The sequence below is a fragment of the Nocardia sp. NPDC088792 genome (genome assembly GCF_044750615.1).
Lineage (GTDB): Bacteria > Actinomycetota > Actinomycetes > Mycobacteriales > Mycobacteriaceae > Nocardia.
The window spans coordinates 185,473-207,351 of sequence record NZ_JBIVKC010000010.1 but is presented as its reverse complement, the minus strand read 5'-3'; the positions used below and the strand labels follow the sequence as shown (position 1 = coordinate 207,351).

At 67.8% G+C, this 21,879-nt stretch carries 18 protein-coding genes and 1 riboswitch; of the genes, 14 read left to right on the top strand and 4 right to left on the bottom strand.

All coding sequences use genetic code 11. The features are described from left to right. Positions 1-108: 108 nt before the first annotated feature. Entirely contained in the window at positions 109-1,443 is a 1,335-nt protein-coding gene (locus ACIP5Y_RS47530; RefSeq protein ID WP_400360436.1) for a magnesium transporter MgtE N-terminal domain-containing protein, read from the bottom strand. A 191-nt stretch (positions 1,444-1,634) separates the two neighbouring features. Further along, positions 1,635-1,806, top strand: a riboswitch (M-box (ykoK) riboswitch). A 298-nt stretch (positions 1,807-2,104) separates the two neighbouring features. Here ACIP5Y_RS47530 and ACIP5Y_RS47525 point away from each other — a divergent pair. From ACIP5Y_RS47525 to ACIP5Y_RS47500, 6 genes are all read left to right on the top strand, one after another. After that, the gene (locus ACIP5Y_RS47525) at positions 2,105-2,287 is read left to right on the top strand and encodes a hypothetical protein (protein WP_400360435.1); all 183 of its coding nucleotides are present in this window, start codon (positions 2,105-2,107) and stop codon (positions 2,285-2,287) included. 118 nt (positions 2,288-2,405) lie between these two features. Next, positions 2,406-4,151, top strand: a complete 1,746-nt coding sequence (locus ACIP5Y_RS47520; protein WP_400360434.1) for an NRAMP family divalent metal transporter — start codon at positions 2,406-2,408, stop codon at positions 4,149-4,151. 272 nt (positions 4,152-4,423) lie between these two features. After that, positions 4,424-4,849 (top strand): response regulator, encoded by a 426-nt coding sequence (locus ACIP5Y_RS47515; RefSeq protein ID WP_400360433.1) that lies wholly within the window; start codon positions 4,424-4,426, stop codon positions 4,847-4,849. A 149-nt stretch (positions 4,850-4,998) separates the two neighbouring features. Beyond that, positions 4,999-5,982 (top strand): M23 family metallopeptidase, encoded by a 984-nt coding sequence (locus tag ACIP5Y_RS47510; RefSeq protein ID WP_400360432.1) that lies wholly within the window; start codon positions 4,999-5,001, stop codon positions 5,980-5,982. A gap of 83 nt (positions 5,983-6,065) precedes the next feature. Beyond that, the gene (locus ACIP5Y_RS47505) at positions 6,066-6,680 is read left to right on the top strand and encodes a TetR family transcriptional regulator (protein WP_400360431.1); all 615 of its coding nucleotides are present in this window, start codon (positions 6,066-6,068) and stop codon (positions 6,678-6,680) included. Between the two features lie 52 nt (positions 6,681-6,732). Continuing rightward, positions 6,733-7,620: an alpha/beta fold hydrolase gene (locus ACIP5Y_RS47500; RefSeq protein WP_400360430.1), complete on the top strand. Its 888-nt coding sequence runs from the start codon at positions 6,733-6,735 to the stop codon at positions 7,618-7,620. Here the strand turns inward: ACIP5Y_RS47500 and ACIP5Y_RS47495 are convergent. Next, positions 7,608-8,597 (bottom strand): acyl-ACP desaturase, encoded by a 990-nt coding sequence (locus ACIP5Y_RS47495; protein WP_400360429.1) that lies wholly within the window; start codon positions 8,595-8,597, stop codon positions 7,608-7,610. The two genes, ACIP5Y_RS47500 and ACIP5Y_RS47495, sit on opposite strands and share 13 nt — an antisense overlap. 153 nt (positions 8,598-8,750) lie before the next feature. On the opposite strand from ACIP5Y_RS47495, the gene ACIP5Y_RS47490 reads away from it, so the two are divergent. From ACIP5Y_RS47490 to ACIP5Y_RS47480, 3 genes are all read left to right on the top strand, one after another. Beyond that, on the top strand, positions 8,751-9,536 hold the full coding sequence (locus tag ACIP5Y_RS47490; protein WP_400360428.1) for a DeoR/GlpR family DNA-binding transcription regulator: 786 nt from the start codon (positions 8,751-8,753) through the stop codon (positions 9,534-9,536). 39 nt (positions 9,537-9,575) lie between these two features. Further along, positions 9,576-9,953, top strand: a complete 378-nt coding sequence (locus ACIP5Y_RS47485; RefSeq protein ID WP_400360427.1) for a hypothetical protein — start codon at positions 9,576-9,578, stop codon at positions 9,951-9,953. A gap of 90 nt (positions 9,954-10,043) precedes the next feature. Next, the gene (locus tag ACIP5Y_RS47480; protein WP_400360426.1) at positions 10,044-10,622 is read left to right on the top strand and encodes a hypothetical protein; all 579 of its coding nucleotides are present in this window, start codon (positions 10,044-10,046) and stop codon (positions 10,620-10,622) included. Here the strand turns inward: ACIP5Y_RS47480 and bla are convergent. Beyond that, on the bottom strand, positions 10,606-11,526 hold the full coding sequence (bla, locus tag ACIP5Y_RS47475) for a class A beta-lactamase (RefSeq protein ID WP_400360499.1): 921 nt from the start codon (positions 11,524-11,526) through the stop codon (positions 10,606-10,608). The two genes, ACIP5Y_RS47480 and bla, sit on opposite strands and share 17 nt — an antisense overlap. Before the next feature lie 132 nt (positions 11,527-11,658). Between bla and ACIP5Y_RS47470 the strand changes: the two genes are divergently transcribed. Together ACIP5Y_RS47470 and ACIP5Y_RS47465 are read left to right on the top strand one after the other, a co-directional pair. Further along, on the top strand, positions 11,659-12,567 hold the full coding sequence (locus ACIP5Y_RS47470; RefSeq protein ID WP_400360425.1) for a LysR family transcriptional regulator: 909 nt from the start codon (positions 11,659-11,661) through the stop codon (positions 12,565-12,567). After that, positions 12,564-13,466 (top strand): serine hydrolase, encoded by a 903-nt coding sequence (locus ACIP5Y_RS47465; RefSeq protein ID WP_400360498.1) that lies wholly within the window; start codon positions 12,564-12,566, stop codon positions 13,464-13,466. Before ACIP5Y_RS47470 ends, ACIP5Y_RS47465 begins: the two co-directional genes overlap by 4 nt. Positions 13,467-13,472: 6 nt before the next feature. Here ACIP5Y_RS47465 and ACIP5Y_RS47460 read toward each other — a convergent pair whose 3' ends face one another. Next, the gene (locus ACIP5Y_RS47460) at positions 13,473-15,914 is read right to left on the bottom strand and encodes a phosphoketolase (RefSeq protein WP_400360424.1); all 2,442 of its coding nucleotides are present in this window, start codon (positions 15,912-15,914) and stop codon (positions 13,473-13,475) included. A gap of 282 nt (positions 15,915-16,196) precedes the next feature. Here ACIP5Y_RS47460 and ACIP5Y_RS47455 point away from each other — a divergent pair, with 282 nt between their 5' ends. From ACIP5Y_RS47455 to ACIP5Y_RS47445, 3 genes are read left to right on the top strand one after another with little or no spacing between them, the layout of a single operon-like run. Further along, positions 16,197-20,171: an amino acid adenylation domain-containing protein gene (locus ACIP5Y_RS47455; protein WP_400360423.1), complete on the top strand. Its 3,975-nt coding sequence runs from the start codon at positions 16,197-16,199 to the stop codon at positions 20,169-20,171. After that, positions 20,168-20,866 (top strand): DUF6875 domain-containing protein, encoded by a 699-nt coding sequence (locus ACIP5Y_RS47450; RefSeq protein ID WP_400360422.1) that lies wholly within the window; start codon positions 20,168-20,170, stop codon positions 20,864-20,866. Before ACIP5Y_RS47455 ends, ACIP5Y_RS47450 begins: the two co-directional genes overlap by 4 nt. 38 nt (positions 20,867-20,904) lie before the next feature. Beyond that, a complete protein-coding gene (locus ACIP5Y_RS47445; RefSeq protein ID WP_400360421.1) occupies positions 20,905-21,876 on the top strand; it encodes an alpha/beta hydrolase in 972 nt (323 codons plus the stop codon). The last annotated feature ends 3 nt before the right edge of the window (positions 21,877-21,879 follow it).

The following is a 21,879-nucleotide window of genomic DNA, read 5'->3' as shown; positions in this document are numbered from 1 at the left end:
AGACCGGCGCGGTCTCGGCGGGGGCGGCCGCGTCGGGTGCAGTGGCGGCGGGTCTCTCGGTTCTCGGTTCGGATTCTGCTGGGACGGAGCGGTTTTCGGAAGTATTCGTCATAGCTGTGCCGTGCCGTCCGAGTTCTGGGTGGTGTTCTTGACGGTCGGGGCCGGTTCGCGCGCCGGTCGCGGTGCGGGCTCACGGCGGCGCCAGTCATCGGGAATGATGTCCTCCAGGACATCGTCCACGGTGACCACGCCGAGCACGCGATCCTCGTCGTCCACGACGGGCAGCATGTAGAGGTTGAAATCGGCCATCAGCAGCGCGATATCGGTGAGGTCCGCGTCGGGCGCGATGCGCACCGGATCGGCGTCCATGATGTCGGTGACGGCACTGTCCGGTTCGGCCTGCAGCAGGGCGATGACCGAGACCACGCCCGCCAGCCGCCCGGCATCGAGCACGTGCACCTTGAGCAGCGCCTCGGGCTGCAGCGCGTGCGCCGAACGGATGATCGAGAGAGCCTGCGCCACAGTCGAATCGGGAGCGCAGGAGACGACGTCCACATTCATCAGGCCGCCCGCGCTGTCGGGGTTGAAGCCCATCAGCGTGACGACCTTGACCCGCTGCCCGGCCGGCATGAGGTCCAGCACCCGGCGGCGGCGGGCCTGCCGCAGTTCCATGATGGAGTCGGCGGCGTCGTCGGCGCGCATGCGGCCGAGCAGGGCGGCGACCTCGGAATCGGACATGGCGTCGAGCAGGCGGCTGGACTTGTCGGAGTCCAGTTCCTCGAAGACATCGGCTTCCAGCTCGGGATCGCCGTGCACCTGGTCGAGGATCTCGCCGCGCTCGTGCTTGTCGGCGTCCTCGAGCAGATCGGCGATCTGGGCGGGCTTCAGCCCGCGCACACGTGCGCTCACCCCGCGGATGGTCAGCGACTGACTGTGCCCGATCAGTGGTTCGAAGGCCTTCCAATCCCGGGAGGCATGGCCGCCGGAGGACTTGAGCAGCCCGAAGAAGCGGGCCGGGCGGCGGGTATCGAGGCGGGCCAGCACCCAGCCTTCGGGGGTCTCGTCGAGTTCGACATCGTAGGCGCGCACCAGTTCGGCGGCCGCGACATCGATGAGCCGGTGGCCGAGGATATCGGCCTTCAGGAGTACTTCACCGTCGCGGCGTTCGAACGAACGTAGGTCGACCTTGTTGACCGACAACACGATTCGATCCGCGCCGAACTCCCCGATGCGCTCGGCGGAAACGAAGACCTCGCGTCCGCCGACGCCGACGACCACACCGGTGACGGGCGGATAGGCGTCCCCGCCGGGCAGGCGCACGATCAGATCGTCCACGCGGCCCACGGGCTCGCCGGACCCCGCGATGACCGGGGATTTCAGCAGCTGCGACAGATGGATGGTCGCAACCGTCGTCGAACTCGGCTGCGAGGTGGGTTCGGTCATATGAGCTCCTGTCTCGGCGTCCCCGGAAAACCGGCGACCACGGCCACACCCTGCACCCCGGCTGGTGCCATCTCTCGAATTCTGTCCCAACAGGGGGTATCCGACAGGCCAACGAAACACGGTTGTTCAACCGGGGTCCGAACCCGTTGCCCGACTTGACGAACAATACATAGCCGGTTCACTATGTGTTGTCAGCACCTCGCTAGGCGAGGCTCCTGTACGAACACAGGCCACTGATCCGACGACGTCGAGAGACGCCCAGGATCAGGACAGGTTTCCCCGGATTAAGGGGTTACCCCAGGTGGCTTCCCGCGTAGTGGGATACGTCGTGCAGTGCCGAAGCTCTGACGAGAGGGGTGCTCGCCCGCCGATCCGGCGGGTTCACCCCCTGCGTACTGGCATACCGGTAGCGACGTCCCCGTACGTCACGGCAGCAAGGAGGTGAGGGACGAGAAGTGAACGGTGATGACCCGTATCCGAGTAGGACTCGACACATTTCGTACCCAGCTTGCTGCGGCTTTCCGAACGCCTGACCCACCGCGGAATCACCCATCGGCCGATTTCGGCCTGCCCGAATGAGGGGGCCGATGGCGGGCTCCCGCGTGCCTTCGGTGTGCCCGGAAAACGTTGCGGCAGTTGGCTTCACGCCAAGGAGCAAGTCATGGCAGTCATCGCTTTCCCGGCGCGCGACACCGTTTCGGCGCCGGTGGTGCTCGGCGGTATCCTCCGCCGCTTCTGGACCCGCGCCCGGCTCACCGAGCAGGAGCGAGTCAATATGCGGGCCGCCCGGCCTAGGGCCGCCCTCTACACCGCCTCCCTGGGCGGTCACCCCTACCACTGGTAGCGGGTAGCGGCCGGCGTTCCCGGATCGCGGCGGGCATGCGCATACCCCCGCGGTCCGGGCCGTCGGCTGTTTTCGATCAATCAGTGCCCCAACTGCTTTCAGAGAGGGAGAAACGGTCATGGCCTTGTTCTCCGCCGGCGGGAACCGCCGCGATACCTCCGCCGTCACGGACGATTCGGCGCCGGGCGGCGCCGTCATGGACAGCGCCCACGTCGGCGATATCGTCGGCGCGCTGGGCCGCATCGGACAGCATGAGACCGCCGAGGGCCGGACCCGTTGGCAGCGCTTCCGGATGGCGCTGGCCGTGCTCGGCCCCGGGCTGATCGTCATGGTGGGCGATAACGACGCGGGGGCCGTGACCACCTATTCGCAGGCCGGTCAGAACTACGGCATGGCCCTGGTCTGGACCCTGGTGCTGCTCATTCCGGTGTTGTACGTGAATCAGGAGATGGTGGTCCGGCTCGGCGCGGTCGCCGGTGTCGGGCACGCGCGGCTCATCTTCGATCGCTTCGGCAAGTTCTGGGGCGCGTTCAGCGTGGGCGATCTGTTCATCGTCAACGCGCTGACCATCGTCACCGAATTCATCGGCGTCTCCATGGCTTTGAACTACTTCGGATTGCCCAAGGGCATTTCGGTGCCGCTGGCGGCGGTGCTGTTGTTCGCGGTGGTGGCCGGGGGCTCGTTCCGGCGTTGGGAGCGTTTCCTTTTCGGATTGATCGCGGTGAATATCGTGCTGTTCCCGCTGGCGATGATGGTGCACCCGAGCGTCTCGGCCACGGCGAAGGGCATCATTCCGTCGCTACCGGGCGGGCTGGATTCGACGCTGTTGCTGCTCATCGTGTCGATCGTCGGCACCACCGTCGCGCCGTGGCAGTTGTTCTTCCAGCAGTCCAATATCGTCGACAAGCGCATCACCCCGCGCTGGATCAAGTTCGAACGCTACGACCTGATCGCCGGAATCGTGGTCGTGATGGTGGGCGCGGTCGCGCTCATGGCGGCAGCGGCCTTCGGTCTCGCGCCCGCGGCGATGGGCAATTTCACCGATGCGGGTGCGGTGGCGCAGGGGCTGCACGACCATCTGGGGCCGACCGTCGGTGCGTTGTTCGCGATCCTGTTGCTGGATGCCTCGCTCATCGGTGCGAATGCGGTCGGCCTGGCAACCACTTACGCGCTCGGTGACACCCTGGGCAGGCGGCATTCGCTGCATTGGAAAATCACCGAGGCGCCGGTGTTCTACGCCGGTTACGCACTGCTGCTCGCCATTGCCGCGGCGGTGTCCTTCAGCCCCGATCATGTGCTGGGCCTATTGACCCAGGGTGTGCAGGCTCTCGCGGGTGTGCTGTTGCCGTCGGCGACGGTATTCCTGGTGCTGTTGTGCAATGACAAGGCGGTGCTGGGGCCCTGGGTGAATACGGTGCGGCAGAACATTGTCGCCGGTGTCATCGTGTGGACGCTGGTGCTGTTGTCGCTGGCGCTGACCGCCACCACCTTCTATCCGACCCTGAGCACCGGCACGCTCGAAATCGGGTTCGGTGTCGGCGCGCTGGTCGGCATTCTCGGCGGCGTGGTGATGTTGCTGGCGCGTAATCGCGACGAGCGCAAGCAGTTCGAGCGCACGGCCGCCGAACTCGGCGGCCTGGATCCCGATCAGGTGGAAGAACTGGATTCGACGCCGCTGAGCCGGGCCGAGCGCAAGGTCATCCGGAATGCGGACCGTGACATCTGGCGGACCCCCGCACTCGACACCCTCGAACGCCCGGAATTCTCCACCGGCCGATTGGCGGGCATGATCGCGCTGCGCGGTTATCTCGCCATCGCCGCCGTGCTGGTCGTGGTGAAGATCGTCCAGTCCATCGGTAGCTGATCGGCGCGGGGCGGCCGGGCGACGTTTCGCCCGGCCGCTCGTCGGGTAAACCCGGGGTAAGCATCGGATCTCGTTTCGGGTGTCACCGAGACCCGAAAATTGCCGGGAGGATAACCAATGATCAAGAAACGGCCGCAATCGTCTTTTCCGGCGGGTTTTTCTCACGGTGCTATTGCTGGATGGTTGCGGGAGGGCATAGCGTCGAGTTCCGTTGATCGCATGACGTGACGCGGATGGCAAGGGTCGGGGACCAGCCAGTGAAGAGAACAGTCATGACTCGAAATCAACTTTCGCCCGCGCAACGACACGAATGCTCGCCCGCACCGGCCAAGGTGCTGATCGTCGAGGGTAATCCCGCGAACGCGGAGATGGCCGTGCTCGTACTGGCGCACGCCGGTTACGACTCACTACGGGTGCCTACCGGAGCGCAGGCGGTCGCCGCCATCCCGCTCTGGCATCCGGATCTGGTGTTATTGGATCTGGTGCTGCCCGATCTGGATGGTTCGGAGGTGTGCCGCCGGTTGCGGCTGAGCACCTCGGCGCCGATTCTGATCATCTCGACCGAAACCGATGCCGCCGTCATCGATCTCGCCATGGCCGCGGGTGCCTCCGACTACCTGCGAAAACCCTTTCGCACCGGTGACCTGCTCACCCGGATCCACGCCCGGCTGGCAACCGGAAGCGCTGCGGCACAATAGCGCCAGCAGCGAATTCGCTCTCTGGCAGGGCATCCACAGCTGAAAGTGTTACGGTTCTGCATCGAAGCAGGACGCGTGGTCGGCTGTGCTCATGAGGCGCTCCGCAACGGACTGCTACCGTCGGTTCCGCGTAGGAGGGTTCAGTTCTGTTGCAGGGCAATACTTCCTGGGATGGTCGCAGGTACGAATCCGATGATCGCTGGGATCCGTATCAGGATGCGCCGGCCTATCCGGTGGACGATTCGCCCGGGATGTCCTGGGGCACAGACGAGTCGCCCGATGCCGGATGGGACGCGTGGCAGGAGCCCGGAAGTCCCAGCCGGGACGGCTGGCCCAAGCAGGCCACCGTCGGCGGTCTCGCCGCCCGGCAGGCCTGGCGGGCCACTCCGAAGAGCGCGCCGCGTGACCCGGGCGCGCATCGCCGGCCGTCGCTGACCACGCTCAAGGGGCGTGCGGTGATCGCCGCCGTCGCCGCCGGTGCGGCCGTCGCCGCCACCCAGTGCGCGTTCCAGGATTCGGTGCGCGAGCACAAGGGCGCCGCCGATACGCAGGAACTGGCCGCGATGACGAAGGCGGATCCCAAGGGCCCGCCGCTCACCGGCACCGATGCGCACTTCCCGGAGATTCTCGACGCCAACCCGGTGGAGGATCCCAGCCAGTTCCAGGACATCCTGCAGAACGGCAAACAGTACGAAGAAGATGCCGCCGCCGAGAACGATCAGCATCTGCGCCCGCTCTGGGTGAAGTTCGCGTCGGGCGTGTTCACCTCGGGTTTCGGAACCCGCTGGGGCGCGGAACATCTCGGTGTGGATGTGGCCGCACCCATCGGCACGCCCATCTACGCGGTCGCCGACGGCACCGTGATCAGTGCGGGTGCGGCCTCCGGCTTCGGCATGTGGGTGCGGTTGCAGCACGACGACGGCACCATCACCGTCTACGGCCACGTGGACACCGCGACGGTCTCGGTGGGTCAGCGGGTGACGGCCGGCGATCAGATCGCCACGGTCGGCAATCGCGGCTTCTCCACCGGTCCGCACTGCCATTTCGAGGTGTGGCTCAATGGCGCCGACAAGGTCGACCCGCTGCCCTGGCTGGCCAGCCGCGGCATCAACCTCGGTCCCGAAGAGGACTGACAGAGCTTCGCGCCGCATGCGGGGTTGCATCATCGATTCAGTCAGTGATTGAAAAACCGGCCGGGTCGTGATTGGCTCCGCATGTGACAGGCAAGGTCTCCGCGGGCACTCGCACCCGATTGCTCGCCGCCGCCGAGCGGCTGTTGCTCACCGAACGCTACGACGAGGTGTCGGTGCGTGCGATCTGCGCCGCGGCCGGCGCGAATCCGGCTGCGGTGCACTATCACTTCGGGTCCAAGGAAGAACTGGTCGCCGCGCTGCTCGAGGATCGGCTCGGACCGATGTGGGCGGATCGGCTGGCGGTGGCCACCACCGGGGAACGATCCATCGCGACCGTGGTCGACGCCGTACTGGCACCCTTCGTCGAACTGTCCGATGATCCCGTGGGCCGCTTGCATCTTCGCCTGCTGGCCCAATTCGTGCTCGGCCGGCACGCGGCGCTGTGGCAGCAGCCCTGGTTCCGGATGGACTCCTGGGTCGGACTGCTGCCCGACCTCAGCGAGCGGGAGAGCCGGCGGCGCTGGAGCCTGGCCTTCGACCTGATCATCATGCGCTTCGGCGGCGCGGGCACCGCGGGCCGCCAGATGTCGGCGGCCACGGTGCTGGCCCTGCGCGAATTCGTGCTGGCCGGACTGACCGCACCCGCCGAACAGCAGTCCGGAAGAGATGAGCGGTCTCGTGGTGTTCCTGGCCGGTAGCGAATCGAACCCTGCCGCCCCGTTCGCGCCCGTCAGCCCTTAACCTGCTTGGGTGACCTCCTCCGATGTTCGAGCGATCTCGGTGTCCGGTAATGAGGTAGGCGTCGCCGAGTACGGGGATCGGTCGGGCCGTCCCGTCCTGTACTGCCACGGCATTCCCGGCTCGCACATCGAGGCCGTCGCCTTCGATCAGGCGGCGACCACGCGGGGGATGCGGATCATCGCCGTCGACCGGGCCGGAATGGGCGCGTCCGCACCGGTATTCCCGCGCCGCGTGCTCGACTGGGCCGATACCGTTGCCGCCCTGGCGGATTCACTCGGTCTCGACCGCTTCGGCATCATCGGTGTGTCGGGTGGCGGACCGTATGCGCTGGCCTGCGCCGCGGCCCTGCCCGAACGGGTGACTACCGCGGTGCTGGTGAGCTCGCCCGCTCCGCTCGATGAACTCGGCTCTACCGGCGAACTCGACGATGCCGCGAAGAAACGCCACCGCGGCCTGACCATGCTGCGCCGCTTCCCGATCCTGGCTCGCCCCGCCGCCGCACAGATGGCCGCGTATGCCCGCAAGCCCGGTGGCGTCGAAGGCTTGATCGCGCAGATGTCACCCCTCGATCGGGAACGCGTCCTCTCCGACCCGGAGCTGACCGCCAAGCTGGAAGCCAATCTGCGCGAGGCGTTCCGGCAAGGCAGCCGCGGCTTCGCGATCGACCTGCAGATCCTGGTGGCCCGGCCGTGGGGTTTCCGCCTCGGCGACATCACCGTGCCGATCCGGATCTGGCACGGTGATGCCGACCAGAACGTCCCGTTGTCCGATGGCCGTCACCTGGCGGCGGCCCTGCCGACGAGCCACCTCGAAATTGTCAGCGGCGCAGGTCATCTGCTGTTCGTGGACCGCGCCGCCGACATTCTGCAGTCGATCCGCGACGATCAGACCGACTGAGGCTCGCGCTTCCCGGCCAAGCGGGCCGCGATGCGGTCGCGCCGCTCCTCGAACCGGAGTACGTCCTTCTCGAAGCTTTCCAGATATTCGGCCAGCTGCTCCCGGGTCTGCTCGCCCGGGGCGGTGAAGTCGTTGCGCTCGAAGATCTTCCAGGTGCGGAGCACGGGCATGACCACGGATTCGAGGTGCTGGCGCAAGTCGTAGATGCCATGTTTGGCCATCAATGCGCCGTACCGCCGGAAGTTCGGGTTCTCGGTACCCGGCATCTGGAAGTTCATCACCATCACCGCAATGGCCTGGATCGCTTGATCCGGGGCCAGATTCAGCGCGGCTTCACACATGTTCCGGTAGAAGATCATGTGCAGGTTCTCGTCCGCGGCGATGCGCTGCAGCATCCGGTCGGCCACGGGGTCGTTGCACACGGCTCCGGTATTGCGATGGCTGAGCCGGGTGGCGAGTTCCTGGAACGTCACATAGGCGACCGCGTGCAGGAAGCTCTCGCCGGGCACATCGTCGGGATGGATATCGGCCAGGCTCACCGCGGACATCGGATCGAATCCGCGGGTCATCGACAGCATCCGCGCCTGCTCGAGTTCCACCGGATCGACGCCGCGGGTGACGACCAGATAGTCCCGCATCACGATGCCGTGCCGGTTCTCCTCGGCGGTCCACCGCCCGACCCAGGTACCCCAGGCGCCGTCCTGGGAGAAGTGCTGCGCGATCACCCGGTGATAGGACGGGAGATTGTCCTCGGTCAGCAGATTCGTGATCATCGCCGCCTTGGCCACGTCGGACAGTTGCGACTGCTCAGGGGCCCAGTCGATGCCGCCCATCGCCGCGAAGTTGCGGCCCTCGTCCCACGGGACATAGTCGTGCGGATGCCACTCCTTCGCCAGCGACAGATGCCGATTCAGATTCTGTTCGGCAACCGGCTCCAGCTCTCTGAGCAGTTCCAGCTGGGTGAGTTGTCTCCCCACGACTTCCCCTCGGATGTTATTGGTGCACTTGTCGTTACGACCGGACTTCCCTGCTGATCGAACCGGTGTATCGACTTGTTACCGACGGCACTCGAAGAGGCTGGATCAAACATCGTCATGTTCATTCGAACATCTATGTGTTAGAAATGGGGGGTGGGTGTAGCGAATCGGCTGGATGTGACTCTGCGACTGGTACAGGGCGGTGAGCGGGTCTCGGTGGCGGAACTGGCCGGGCGGCTGGGGGTTTCGGAGATGACCGTGCGCCGGGACCTGGACACGCTGGAGAGCCGGGGGCTGGTGCGGCGGGTGCACGGCGGCGCTGTCGCGAACCGGCCGCGCAACCTGGACAGTGGATTCGCTCCGCGGGCGGAGTGGCAGGCGGCTACCAAGGAACGGCTCGGGGCGGCGGTGGCGGCGCGGATCGAGCCGGGGTCGCTGGTGCTGTTGGATGCGGGGACCACGACCGTGCATGTCGCGGAGCATCTGGCCGGGCGGGGGCCCTTGACCGTAGTGGCGTTGAGTCTGCAGGCGGCGGCGTGTCTGGCCGATCGGGACGGGATCGAATTGATCGTCGCCGGTGGGCGGTCGCGGGTGGGGGAGAGATCACTGGTGGGGCCGTTGACCTTGCGGGCGCTGGAATCGCTCGCCTTCGACTGCTTCGTCATGTCCATCGGCGGGGTGCACGCCGAGCATGGGTGGTCCGAATTCTCACTCGATGATGCGGCGGTCAAACAGGCCGGGCTGGCACAGGCCGCGACGACGATCGCGGTGGCGGATGCGACCAAGCTCGGCGTGCGGGCCTTCAGCCAGGTGGCACCGCTGGGGGTGGTGGACACCTTCGTCACCGACGAGAGCGCCGCTGATACCGACACCCATCCCAGCGGACCGCGCACGCTGGAGGCGCTGCGCGACGCGGAAGTCGAAATTCTTTTTGCCTGAACCTATTTCGGAAAGCCAGTTCACAGAGGAGTGCTCGTCATGACTACGAATTCCGGTCCGCAGATGATCTTGGTCGCCGGTCCCTACCGCTCGGGAACGGGCGATGATCCGGACAAGCTCGCGGCCAATGTGCGGGCGATGAACGACACCGCACTGGTCCTGTTCCGGGCGGGACATCTGCCCGTCACCGGCGAGGCGCTGGCGCTGCCGCTGCTGGAGATCGCGGGCAATACCCGGCCCGGAGATCCGGTGTACGAGGAGATCTTTCATCCCATCGCCGAACGGCTGCTCGCCCGCTGCGACGCGGTCCTGCGCATCGGCGGCCCCTCGGAAGGAGCCGATCGCATGGTCGCGCAGGCCCGCGCCGAAGGCAAAGCCGTCTACACCGATCTCTGGCATATCCCGGACGCGCGATAGCCGTACGGATTTCGTCAAGGCGCGGGCCGGGGGCGCTAGGAGGTCGTTAATCCCGCCGTCGGAGAACGAGCGGAGGGACTGGATAGTCGTGTGCAATCGGTACTTCACGAACAGGCGCTGCCCTCGGCGCTGACTCGGTGGGTGCGGCTGGGGCCGTGGAATCGCAATCCCCTGATGCGGGCCGGTGATCGAGTGTGGGCGAGCGTCGTGCTGATCGCGGTGGTGATCGCGCTGCTGGCGGTCCCGCTCGCGCTGACGGCCGGCACCGTCGTCTACACCGATGCGGCCGCGCGTATTCAGGCGAACGATGCCTCGAAGACCGTGGTGGCGGCGACGATCATCGATGATCCGGCGGTCGGCGCCGGCCATCGGCAGGCGCAAGTGAGCTGGCCGGACGGCGAGCAGACTCGTAGCGGGCTCGCGCCGGTCCCGAATTTCGTGGGTCGCGGCGCGCGGATCCACGTGTGGCTCACGCCGGACGGCCGCCCCACCGACCCGCCCGCACCGCCGGATGCGGCTGTGCTGCAAGGGATCGGCACGGGCGTCGGGCTCGCCTCCGGGATATGGGTGATGCTGGGGATCGGTGTCGCCTACGTCTGGCACGCCCGCGAGCGGCGCCGCGCGCAGTGGCTCGGCGCCCGCTCGCCAGGCCTCAGTTCAATGCCGTGACAGCGGTTTTCGCGGCCGCGGCAATCAGGGCGTTGTCGTAGGGAGCATCCTGCTGATCCTTGGCGGACAGGATCGCGAGGACCAGCGGGGCGCGATTGGGCGGCCAGATTACCGCTATGTCATTGCGGATGCCGTAGCCGCCATTGCCGGTCTTGTCGCCGACCACCCAGCCCTGGGGTACCCCGGCGCGGATGAGGGCATCGCCGGTGGTGTTGCGGCGCATCAGGTCGGTGAGCGTGGCTCGGTCGTCATCGGGCAGGGCGGTACCCAGGACGTAGGCGCGGAGGTCGGTGGCGAGGGCGCGCGGGGTGCTGGTGTCTCGGAGGTCGCCGGGTGTGCCGGTACTGAGTTCGGTTTCGAAGCGATCCACGTTCGACACCTGGTCGCCGAGGGCACGCAGGTCCTGTTCGAGTCCCTTCGGGCCACCGAGATGCTCGAGCATGAGGTTGGCGGCGGTGTTGTCGCTGTAGCGGACGGCCGCGTCGATGACATCGCGCAACGGCATACCGTCGGCGACGTGCTTTTCGGTGATCGGTGAGTAGGTCACCAGGTCAGCCTGGGCGTAGGTGACCTTCGCGTCGAGGTCGGCGGGTGTGGTGCGTTTCAGCAGTGCGGCCGCGGCGATGGCTTTGAAGGTGGAGCAGAAGGCGATTCGGTCATCGGCCTTGTACTCGACGGTGCGGCCGGATCCGGTGTCGAGGGCATAGACGCCCAGGTGGGCGCCGAATTGGGTTTCCAGGCGCTGGAATTCACTGTCCAGGTGCACCACGGGCGCGGTGGTCGTCGTACCGGTCGCGGGTGTGGCGGCCTGGTGGCCGGCGCAGGCCGCGAGGGGAACGAGCAGCGCGGCCGCGGCCGCGGTCAAGGCGGAGCGGCGGGCAATGGAGCGGGTCGAGCGGGGCATCATCGTCGCTTTCCATCCGTCGGGTGCCGCTGGGTGCGGCGGTTCGCGAGAGGGAGCTTCACATTCGTGCGTGCATGCTGTCCAAGACAGAAGTATGGGAAACAATGCCGAATTGGCATACAATCCGGCGCTGTGGATGTGGTGGCGGCGTGCAGAGCCTTCGTGGCGGTCAGTGGCCACGGTAGTTTCACCGTGGGCGCGGCCGCCGCGCGGATTCCGCAGTCCGTGGCCAGCCGCCGGATCGCCGCCTTGGAGCAGCATTTCGGCGCCAGGCTGCTCGACCGCACCTCGCGCACCGCGACCCTCACCGCATTCGGCCGCGACATGCTGCCCACGGCACGGCGGCTCGTGGAGCTCGCCGAGGCCATGGAATACGAGGCCGAACGCGCCAAACTGCGCCCGCTCCGCATGGCGGTGCCGGATATCTGCGCCCCGCTGCGACTGGCCCGTCTCGTCGCGACCGGACAGGAACAGCACGTCAATCTCGACCTCTGCCAGGCCGCACCGCGCGAGCGCGCGGAACTGGTCCGCACTCAGGAGGTGCGGGCGGCCCTGATCGCCGTCCCCGCCGACCAAGGCAGCTGGCGAATCCCTTTGGGACTGGCCGACACCGGCGGGCCGCACGCCCTGCCGATATACCTGGAAACACTGCGGGCCGGCCGCGCCGACCGGGACACCCGCCGCCGCCGGATCTGGCTGCAACCCGAAGACGATGTCCCGCACATTCGGGACCGCGTCCACCGGCTGCGCGATGCGCTCGGTTTGCAGCCCACCCAGGTCGTGCTCGCGTCCTCGCTGGTGACAGCGGTGGCGGAGGTGCTGGGCTCCGGAGATCTGCTGCTCTGCTCGCCCGCCCAGTCCCACGGTCTCGGCCTGCACTGGCGCGAGATCGGGGAACTCGCACTCGCCCGGGGCTATGACATTGCCGCGGGTCAGCATTCGGACGCCGAGCGCCTGCGCGCCTTACCGCCGGAGGCGATAGGAAACTGTCTCGGCGCCAATGGATCCGGATCGGAAGGTGGACGACAGCCGTGGGAATGACCGCCGCCCTGCACGCGGCCCGGCGGGAACTGGAGGATGCCGGACTGCGTGGCTCGTTCCTGGTCCGCGACCTGGACACCGGCGACGAACTGGGCATCGACACCGAAACCGAATGGCCCATCGCCTCCTTGGTGAAGGTGCCGCTGGCCGTGGCCACCCTGGAACGCGTCGCGCGCGGCGAACTCGATCCGGGCGCGCCGATCACGGTGGCGCCCGGCGGCCTCTCCACCCCCGGCCCGACGGGCACCGCGAAGTTCCGCTATCCCGCCACCATCGCGCTGGACGATCTGCTGTACCTGTGCCTCGCCATCAGCGATAACGGCGCCGCCGATGCCCTGTTCGAGCTCACCTCACCCGCCGCGGTGACCGCCGAGCTGCGCCGGCTCGGCTATGAGGGCTTCGTAGTCCGCCACCTCATGCACGATCTCTCCGAGACGCCGGTGGAATGGTTCGAGCCCGACCGCAAGCATCTCGCGCACACCCTCGCGATTGCCGGCGCCACCGCCGACCGCGGGCATTCGCTACCGCAACTCGATATCAGCCAGGCCAATATCGCGAGCGCACGGGCGTTCGTCGACCTGCTGCACGGACTGTGGCGCCCGACCCGTATCGAGCCGGGGGTCGCGGCGCGGGTGCGAGACATCATGGCGGACAACCTGATCCGCCAGCGCCTGGCGCCGGATTTCAGCTCCGATGCCTCGCGCTGGTCGTCCAAGACCGGCACCCTGCTCAACCTGCGCCACGAGGCCGGGGTGGTCGAGCACGCCGATGGTCAGGTGCTGGCCGTGGCCGCCTTCACCGAATCACGGGTCTCCGCGGCCGTGCAGCCGGGCGCGGAGGCGATCATGGCGAAGGTGGCCCGGATCATCCACAACGAGTTGCGGATCCGGCCCTCCTGACCGCGGCTAGGACCACGTCCAGTCGGCGACGGCCGGAATGTCCTCGCCGTGCTCGCGGGTCCAGAGGCGGGCCTGCCAGCGTGCGTCCACCATCTCCTGCCGCAGCCCGGCCGCCTTCTCACCCAGCTCCGGAACCCGGTCGATGACATCCATGACCAGGTGGTAGCGGTCCAGGTCATTGAGCATCACCATGTCGAAAGGCGTTGTGGTGGTACCGCGTTCCTTGTATCCGCGCACGTGCAGGCCATTGTGGTTGGTGCGGCGGTAGGTGAGCCGGTGCACCAGCCACGGATAGCCGTGGAAGGCGAAGATGATCGGCTTGTCCTGGGTGAACAGGGTGTCGAACTCGCGGGAGGGCAGTCCGTGCGGATGCTCGTCGTGCGGGACCAGGCGCATCAGGTCCACCACATTGACGACGCGCACCCGCAGCTCCGGTAGCCGCTGCCGCAGAATCGAGGCCGCGGCAAGGGTTTCCAATGTCGGCACATCCCCGGCACAGGCCAGCACCACATCGGGGGACACGCCCTCGACATCCTTGTTGCCCGCCCACGGCCAGATGCCGATGCCGCGCGCGCAGTGCACGGCGGCCTCCTCGACGGACAGCCAATTCTCCTGTGGCTGTTTGCCGGCCACCACGACGTTCACATAGTGGCGTGACCGCAGGCAGTGATCGTAGACCGAGAGCAGGGTATTGGCGTCCGGCGGCAGGTAGACGCGAATGATCTCGGGCTTCTTGTTCAGCACGACATCGAGGAAGCCGGGGTCCTGATGGGTGAAGCCATTGTGGTCCTGCCGCCAGACATGCGAGGACAGCAGGTAATTGAGGCTCGCGATCGGCTGCCGCCACGGCACCGCGGAACTGGCGTCCAGCCATTTGGCGTGCTGGTTGAACATGGCGTCGATGATGTGGATGAACGCCTCGTAGCAGGTGAACACGCCGTGCCGGCCGGTGAGCAGATAGCCCTCGAGCAGGCCCTGGCACATGTGCTCGGACAGCACCTCGATGACGCGGCCGGTGCGATCGAGTTTCTCGTCGTATTCACCGATTTCGGCCTGCCAGTCGCGGCCGGTGACTTCGAGGATGTCCTGCAGGCGATTGCTGGCCAGTTCGTCGGGGGCGAAGGTGAGGAAGTTGTCCGGGTTATTGCGGGTGACCTCGCGCAGCCAGCCGCCCAGCACCCGGGTCGCCTCGTTCTTGGTCGCGCCGGGCGACGTCACCTCGACGCCGAAGTCGCGCCAGTCGGGGATGGTGAGGTCGCGGGTGACGCCGCCATTGGTGATCGGGTTCGCGCTCATGCGCCGCACACCGGCGGGATTGCGGCGCAGCAGTTCCTCGACGGGGTGGCCCTTTTCGTCGAACAGTTCCTCGGGCCGGTACGACTTCAGCCAGGCTTCGAGCACGCGGCGATGCACGGCATTGTCTCGTGCACCGGGCAGCGGCACCTGATGGGCGCGGAAGGTGCCTTCCACCTGTTCGCCGTCCACGATGGGCGGGCAGGTCCAGCCCTTCGGGGTGCGCAGCACGATCATCGGCCAGCACGGGCGCTCGTCGGCGCCATGTTCCCGCGCCGCGGTATGGATGGCCGCGATCCGGTCCAGGCAGGTGTCGAGGGCCGTGGCCATGGCTTGATGCACCACGCCGGGATCGTGGCCCGAGACCACGATCGGCTCGTATCCGTATCCGCGCAGCAGCGATATCAGCTCCGATTCCGGTATGCGCGCCAGGATGGTCGGATTCGCGATCTTGTACTGGTTCAACGCCAGGATCGGCAGTACCGCGCCGTCGCGGACGGGGCTGAGGAACTTGTTGGCATGCCAGCTGCCCGCCAGCGGCCCGGTCTCGGCCTCACCGTCACCGATCACGCAGAACACCGTCAGATCGGGCTTGTCCAGGGCCGCGCCGAAGGCGTGCAGCAGCGAATAACCCAGCTCACCGCCCTCATGGAAGGATCCGGGCGTCTCGGGCGCACAGTGGCTGGGCACGCCTCCGGGAAACGAGAACTGCGCGAACAACGCCCGCATACCGTCGCCGTTCTGCGGAATGTGGCTGTACAGCTCGGAGTACGTACCCTCCAGCCACGCACACGCATTCGGTCCCGGCCCGCCGTGACCCGGCCCTGCCACGAACACCGCATCCAGGTCGCGCGCCAGAATGGCCCGATTGGCATGCGCCCACACCAGATTCAAGCCCGGCACCGTGCCGAAGTGGCCGAGCAGCCGCGGTTTGATGTGCTCGGGGACCAGGGGCTCCTGAACGAGGGCGTTGTCCATGAGGTAGATCTGGCCCACTGCAAGATAATTCGCGGCCCGCCACCAGGCGTCGACGGCGACCAGTTCCTCCGGCGCGAGCGGACCCGGCGCCTCCCCGAGCCGGTAGCCGGGAGGCGCGACCGTCTCCCCGGAGCCGGAGGTGATGTTGTCCGCCGCCGTGTCACTGGTAGTGCTCACCGCTCCACCTTTCGCGCCGGGTCGCCGACCCGGAAACCGTGTCGATGTGGCCAGTCGTTGGGGAGTATTCGCGCTCGATCCATCCCCACGGTACCGATGCCCGGATGATCGGTGCGTGATCCGGGCGCGCCGGATTCGATGTTCGGGTGTCGTTCGCCTGACCGTCATCGATCTGTGCCGGGCGGGCGGATGTCGGCGGTTCGCACGGAACCGGCCTGATGGATGCCGTAAGTTTGCTCACTGGACACTGTATCGATGTGGTGCGGGCCGTGAGGAGGCATCTTGGCGCGGGTCGACGGAGACCTGGAGGTCGGTGGTCCGGGGGCCGCCACTGTACGCGCCGAGCCGGTAACGAGTGGGGATCTACCGCTGTCCGACGCCCAGATGCGATGGTGGGTGGCCCAGCAGCTGTATCCGGGAGTGCCGAACACGGTCGCCATGTATCTCGATCTGCGCGGGCCGGTGGATGTGCGACTGCTGGGATCGTGCGCCGCGCGCGCGGCCTGGGAATTGCAGTCGCCACATGTTCGCTTCCGGGTGATCGACGGGTATCCGCGGCAGTATCTGGATCCCGATGCGTTCGAAGCGATGGGGTGGGCGGACCTCAGCGGGTGCGCGGATTCGGTAGCGGTCGCGGTGGAGGCCATGGACCGCGATCACGAATCACCGCTGGATCTGCTCACCGATCGGCTGACCGTGGCAACACTGTTCCGGATCGCGGCGGAACATCATCTGCTGTATCTGCGCAGCCATCACATCGTGGTGGACGGCGTCGGCGCCGCGGGCGTGCTGCGGCGCACCGTCGAGTTGTACGCCCGTGCACAGGATTCGGGCTGGCGGCCGATCGGCAGGAGCGCTCCCGCCACCTCGAACGGGCCGCTGACCATTGCGCAATTACTGGATGAGGAACGCGCGTACGCCGATTCGCCACGCGCGCAATCGGATCGCGAGTACTGGGCGCGCGAGCTGGCCGGGATGGGCGAACCGGCGCGGCTGGCCGGGCGACTGGCCGCCGGCGCCCGCCCGCATCGGGTGTGGGCTCGGCCCTCGGCCCGGACCGCGGCCGGGCTGGCGGCGCTGCGGCACGACTCGGCGAGCACCTTTCCGGAACTCGTCGTCGCGGCCTTCGCCTGCTATCTGGCCGCCATGACCGGCGCCGCCGACATCGTGCTGTCGCTGCCGGTGACCGCCCGGCCTACGGCCGCGCTGCGAGCCTCGGCCGGATCGATGTCGAATGTGGTTCCGCTGCGGCTGCGCGGGATTCGCGAGGCGACGGTGTCCGAGGTGATCGCGCAGGTCCGGGCGCGGGTGGTCGGGGCGCTGCGGCATCAGCGCTGCCGCTATGAGGACATTCGACGCGGCCTCGGCGAGAATCACACCGTGCGAGGCGGTTTCGGGCCCGTCGTGAATGCCATCCGCATACCCGAGACCCCGTATACGGGATCCAGCTCCGTGCAAGCGCATCTGCTGGCCTTGGGGCCGGTGGAAGACCTGCTGGTGAACGCCTACCAATTCGGGCCCGACGAGCACTCGATCATCATCGGGATGCAGGCCAATCCCGGCCTGTACTCCGCGGACATGCTGCAACTGCATCATCGGCGGTTCCTCGAGTACTTCGAGCGATTCGTGGCCGATCCACGGCAGACCGTGCGGAGCCTGGACCCGGAACCGGTGGCGCGAAGCGCCGAGGCGCCGGGCACCGACCGGCTGCTGCCGGATCTCTTGCGTGCCAAGCTCATCGACGGTGGCGGGGCCGGGTTTGCCGACGCCGTGGCGCTCGAGGACGGTGCGCGCCGCTGGAGCTATCGGGAGCTGGACGAGACGTCGACGCGATGGGCGCGCGAACTGATCGAATCGGGCGTGGGGCCGGGCGCATTTGTGCTGGTCGCGGTGCCCAGGTCGGCCGAGTCGGTGCTCGCGGTGTGGGCGGTGGCGAAGACGGGCGCCGCGTTCGTCCCGGTGGATCCCGCGGACCCGGCCCGGCGACTGGCCGCCGTGGCCGCGGATTCCGGTGCGTTGCACGGCCTGACCGTGACGGCGGTCCGTACTGGACTGCCTGCCGAGGTGGAGTGGCTGGTGCTCGATGACGCGCGTACGCGGGCCCGGGTGCACCAACGATCCGCTGCGCCGATCCGCGCCGCGGAGCTGCTGCGAACACCGGCTCCGGAGCATCCGGCCTATCTCATCTACACATCGGGTACCACCGGTACTCCGAAGGGTGTGGTGGTCACCCATCGCGGACTCGGTCCGCTCACCGACTACCTCGTCGAACACTATGAGGTGGAGGGAAATTCGCGTGTCCTGCATGCGCATGCCCCCTCGTTCGACGCGCATCTGCTGGAGTTGCTGGCCGCCTTCGCTGCCGGGGCGCGGCTGGTCGTCGAGCCGCCGGCGATCGTGGCCGGAGCCGAGCTGGCCGGGCTGCTGAAGACGACCGGCATCACCCATTTCCTCACCACCCCGGCGGTATTGGCAACGCTGGATCCGGTCGGCGTGCCGGATCTCGAGGTCGCCGTGGTGGGCGGTGAGGCCTGCCCCGCCGATCTGGTCCGTCGCTGGGCGCCGCACCTGCGTCTGTTCAACGGCTACGGACCGACGGAAACCACGGTCATGGCAACACAATCCGAGGCGCTGATACCCGGCGGCCCGGTGCCGATCGGACCGCCGCTGCCCGGGATCCGGGCGATGGTGCTCGACGCCGAGCTGCGGCCGGTGGCGCCGTGCGGCTGCGGTGAGTTGTACGTGGGTGGGCCGGGAGTGGCGCAGGGGTACCGCGGACGGCCGGGTGCGACGGCGGAGCGTTTCGTCGCCGACCCGTCCGGTAGCGGAGGCCGGGTGTACCGCACCGGTGACCTCGTGCGGTCGGCGCCGGACGGCGTCCTCGAATTCCTCGGCCGCGCCGACGATCAGGTCAGTGTGCGCGGCCGTCGCGCCGAACCCGCCGAGGTGGAGGCCGCGCTGCTCGCGCTGCCCGGGGTCGCCGCCGCCACCGTGACCACCGACGACGGTCCGCACGGTATCCGGCTGGTCGGGTATATCGTTGCCGCGCAGGGGATCCGGCTCGATCACGCCGATCTCATCCGGCAACTGCGCGAACGGCTGCCCGCCGCATTGGTGCCCGCGCAGCTGGTGGACCTCGACCGGCTGCCGGTCACCGCGCACGGCAAGGTCGATCGCGCCGCGCTGCCCGCGGCGCCGACCGTGCAACGGCCCTATCGGGCACCCGAATCCGGGCTGGAACAACTGGTTGCCGCCCGGTTCGCGGCGGCCACCGGGCGCGAACGCGCCGGACTCGACGACGACTTCTTCGAACTCGGCGGCAATTCGCTGCTGGGCGTGGCGCTTTCGGCCGAACTGGCCGCCGAGACCGGACTGCCGGTGACGGTGCGCTGGCTCTACACCGCACCGACGGTGGGAGAGCTGGCCGCCCGGCTGGCCGGGTACGACGGCGCCACCGCCGGGGACGACGCGCTCGGCGTCGTACTCACCCTGCGCCGCAAGGGAACCCGGCCGCCGCTGTTCTGCGTGCATTCGGCCGTTCCGCTGGCGTGGTGCTACTCCGGTCTGGCCCGCCAGATTCCGGATCGGCCGGTGTACGGGCTACAGGCGCTGACGCTGGCGGGTGAGCCGCAATCCGGTGTCACCATCGACGATCTCGCCGATGGCTATGTCGCCGAGATCCTGCGGGTGCAGCCCGCGGGTCCCTATCATCTGCTGGGCTGGTCGCTGGGCGGGCAGATCGCGCACGCCATCGCGCTGCGGCTGCGGGCGCGCGGCGCGGCAGTCGAGACCCTCGCCATGCTCGACAGCATCGTCTTTCCCGACGATATGCCGCCACCGCCGGTGCCGCGCATGCGGGATCTGCTCACCCACCTGCTCGGTGAGGAGCCCGAGAACGCCGATGAGCTGCCGGATCTGACCGCCGCGGAGGCGGCCGCCGAATTGGCTTCGGCCGCGGCCTCGTTCGGCACCGGGCTCACCGCCGACCAGCTGGACCGGTTGCATCGCGGCTATGTGGACGGAGTGCGACTCTCGCACGGCTACGAGCCCGGGGTATTCGACGGTGATCTGCTCTACTTCTCGGCCACCCGGGGCGTGACCGAATCGGTGGGCGCCGAGATGTGGCGGCCCTATGTCACCGGCACGCTGATCGAGCATCCGGTCGAGGCCACCCACGCTCAGCTCACCAATGCCGAGGTCGTCGCAGTCATCGGCCCGCTGCTCGCCGCCCACCTGGATCGCTCGGAGAGCCGATGATCACCGGTCCGCGGACGGGCGTGCAGTGGTGGAGCGTGTACGAGGACCCGGAGCGATGGATCTGTCAGGGCGTCGCGGAGCGAGCGCTGCTGCGGTGGGTGGACGAGCATGTGCTGAAGCCACATCCGGAGCTCGGACGACCCGGACCGGTGTGCCCTTTCATGCGGCACAGTGTGACCAGGCGGCTGATCTGGGCCGGATCCGTCACCGGTGGCGATGCGATCGCGGGGGAGCGGCTGCATGCGATCGTGGACGACGCGTTCGAGGCCTACCGTGGGCTGCTGCGGGAGAACCCGGCCGACGCACGGGGTTTGGCGCTGATCACGCTCTTTCCCGGGATGACCCGCTACGACCTCATCGAGGACGTGCACGCCGCCCGCAAGACCCAGGTGGTCGGCGAAGGACTGATGCTCGGCCAGTTCTATCCGGGCTGCGCGGTGCCCGGTCTGTGGAACAGTGCCTTCCACCCGCTCGACGCCCCGGTGCCGATGCTGGTGCTGCGGCCCATGATGAGCACCGATTTCCCGTTCCTGGTGGCCCGGACCGATTGGCTGTACGCGTATTTCACCCGCTTCGCACCGGATCTGCCGCGCAGATTGCGCTGGGCAATCTCGGAGCGAATGCGAATCATGGGTCCGGCGGCGGCGGAGATCACGGCGCTGCGCGTGCATTCGGCGGATGAACACGCGCGCTGATCACCGAAAACGCTGCCGTTGCGGGGGATACTTCAGTAATGCACCGGCTTCTGCGCGCTCTGATCGTCGTCGTTTCAGTATTCGCGGCCGTGATGCCGGCCGTGGCAACGGCCGATCCCGCACCCGGCATCGTCGGCGTGCGCCCGCTCGGTGGCCGCCAGTTCGAGGTCGATGTCTATTCGGCGGCCATGAACCGGATGGTCCCGGTGTGGATTTCCCATCCCGACGGCCCGGCCCCGGCCTTCTACCTGCTCAATGCGGTCGACGGCGGCGAGGACGGCGGGCCGTGGACCACGCGCACCGATGCGGCGCAGTTCTTCGCCGACAAGCAGGTCAATGTGATCCAGCCGATCGGCGGCCGCGCCTCCTTCTATACCGATTGGGTGTCCGACGATCCGGTGCTCGGCCGCAATAAGTGGGCGACGTTCCTGCTCGACGAGTTGCCGCCGCTGCTGGCGGATCGCTTCCAGTTCACCGGGCGCAATGCGGTTGCGGGAACATCGATGTCGGCGACCTCGGCGCTGGATCTGGCCATTCAGGAGCCCGGCCGATTCCAGGCGGTCGGCTCCTACAGCGGTTGCCCGCAGACGGCCGACACCGCCGCCCGCACCATGGTGTACTCGGAACTGCAGCTGTTCGGCGCGAACGCGGGCAATATGTGGGGCGGGCCCGGCGATCCGGCCTGGGCCGCGCACGATCCGGTCCTCAATGCCGACCGGCTGCGCGGTGCGGCGCTCTACATTTCGGCCGGCAACGGGGTGCCCGGGGTGCACGAGGCGCTCAACGATCCGTCCATCGCCGGAAACGTCGGCGATCTTGCGAATCGCATGGCGGTCGGCGGCGCCATGGAATCGGTGGTCCACGGCTGCACCACCGCGCTGGTCGATCGGCTGGGCGCGCTCGGTATTCCGGCAACCGTGGTGTACCGCAATGGAACTCACGCCTGGCCGTACTGGCAGGACGATCTGCACGACTCCTGGCCGGTGTTCGCGGCGGCGCTGGGGGTGTAGCCG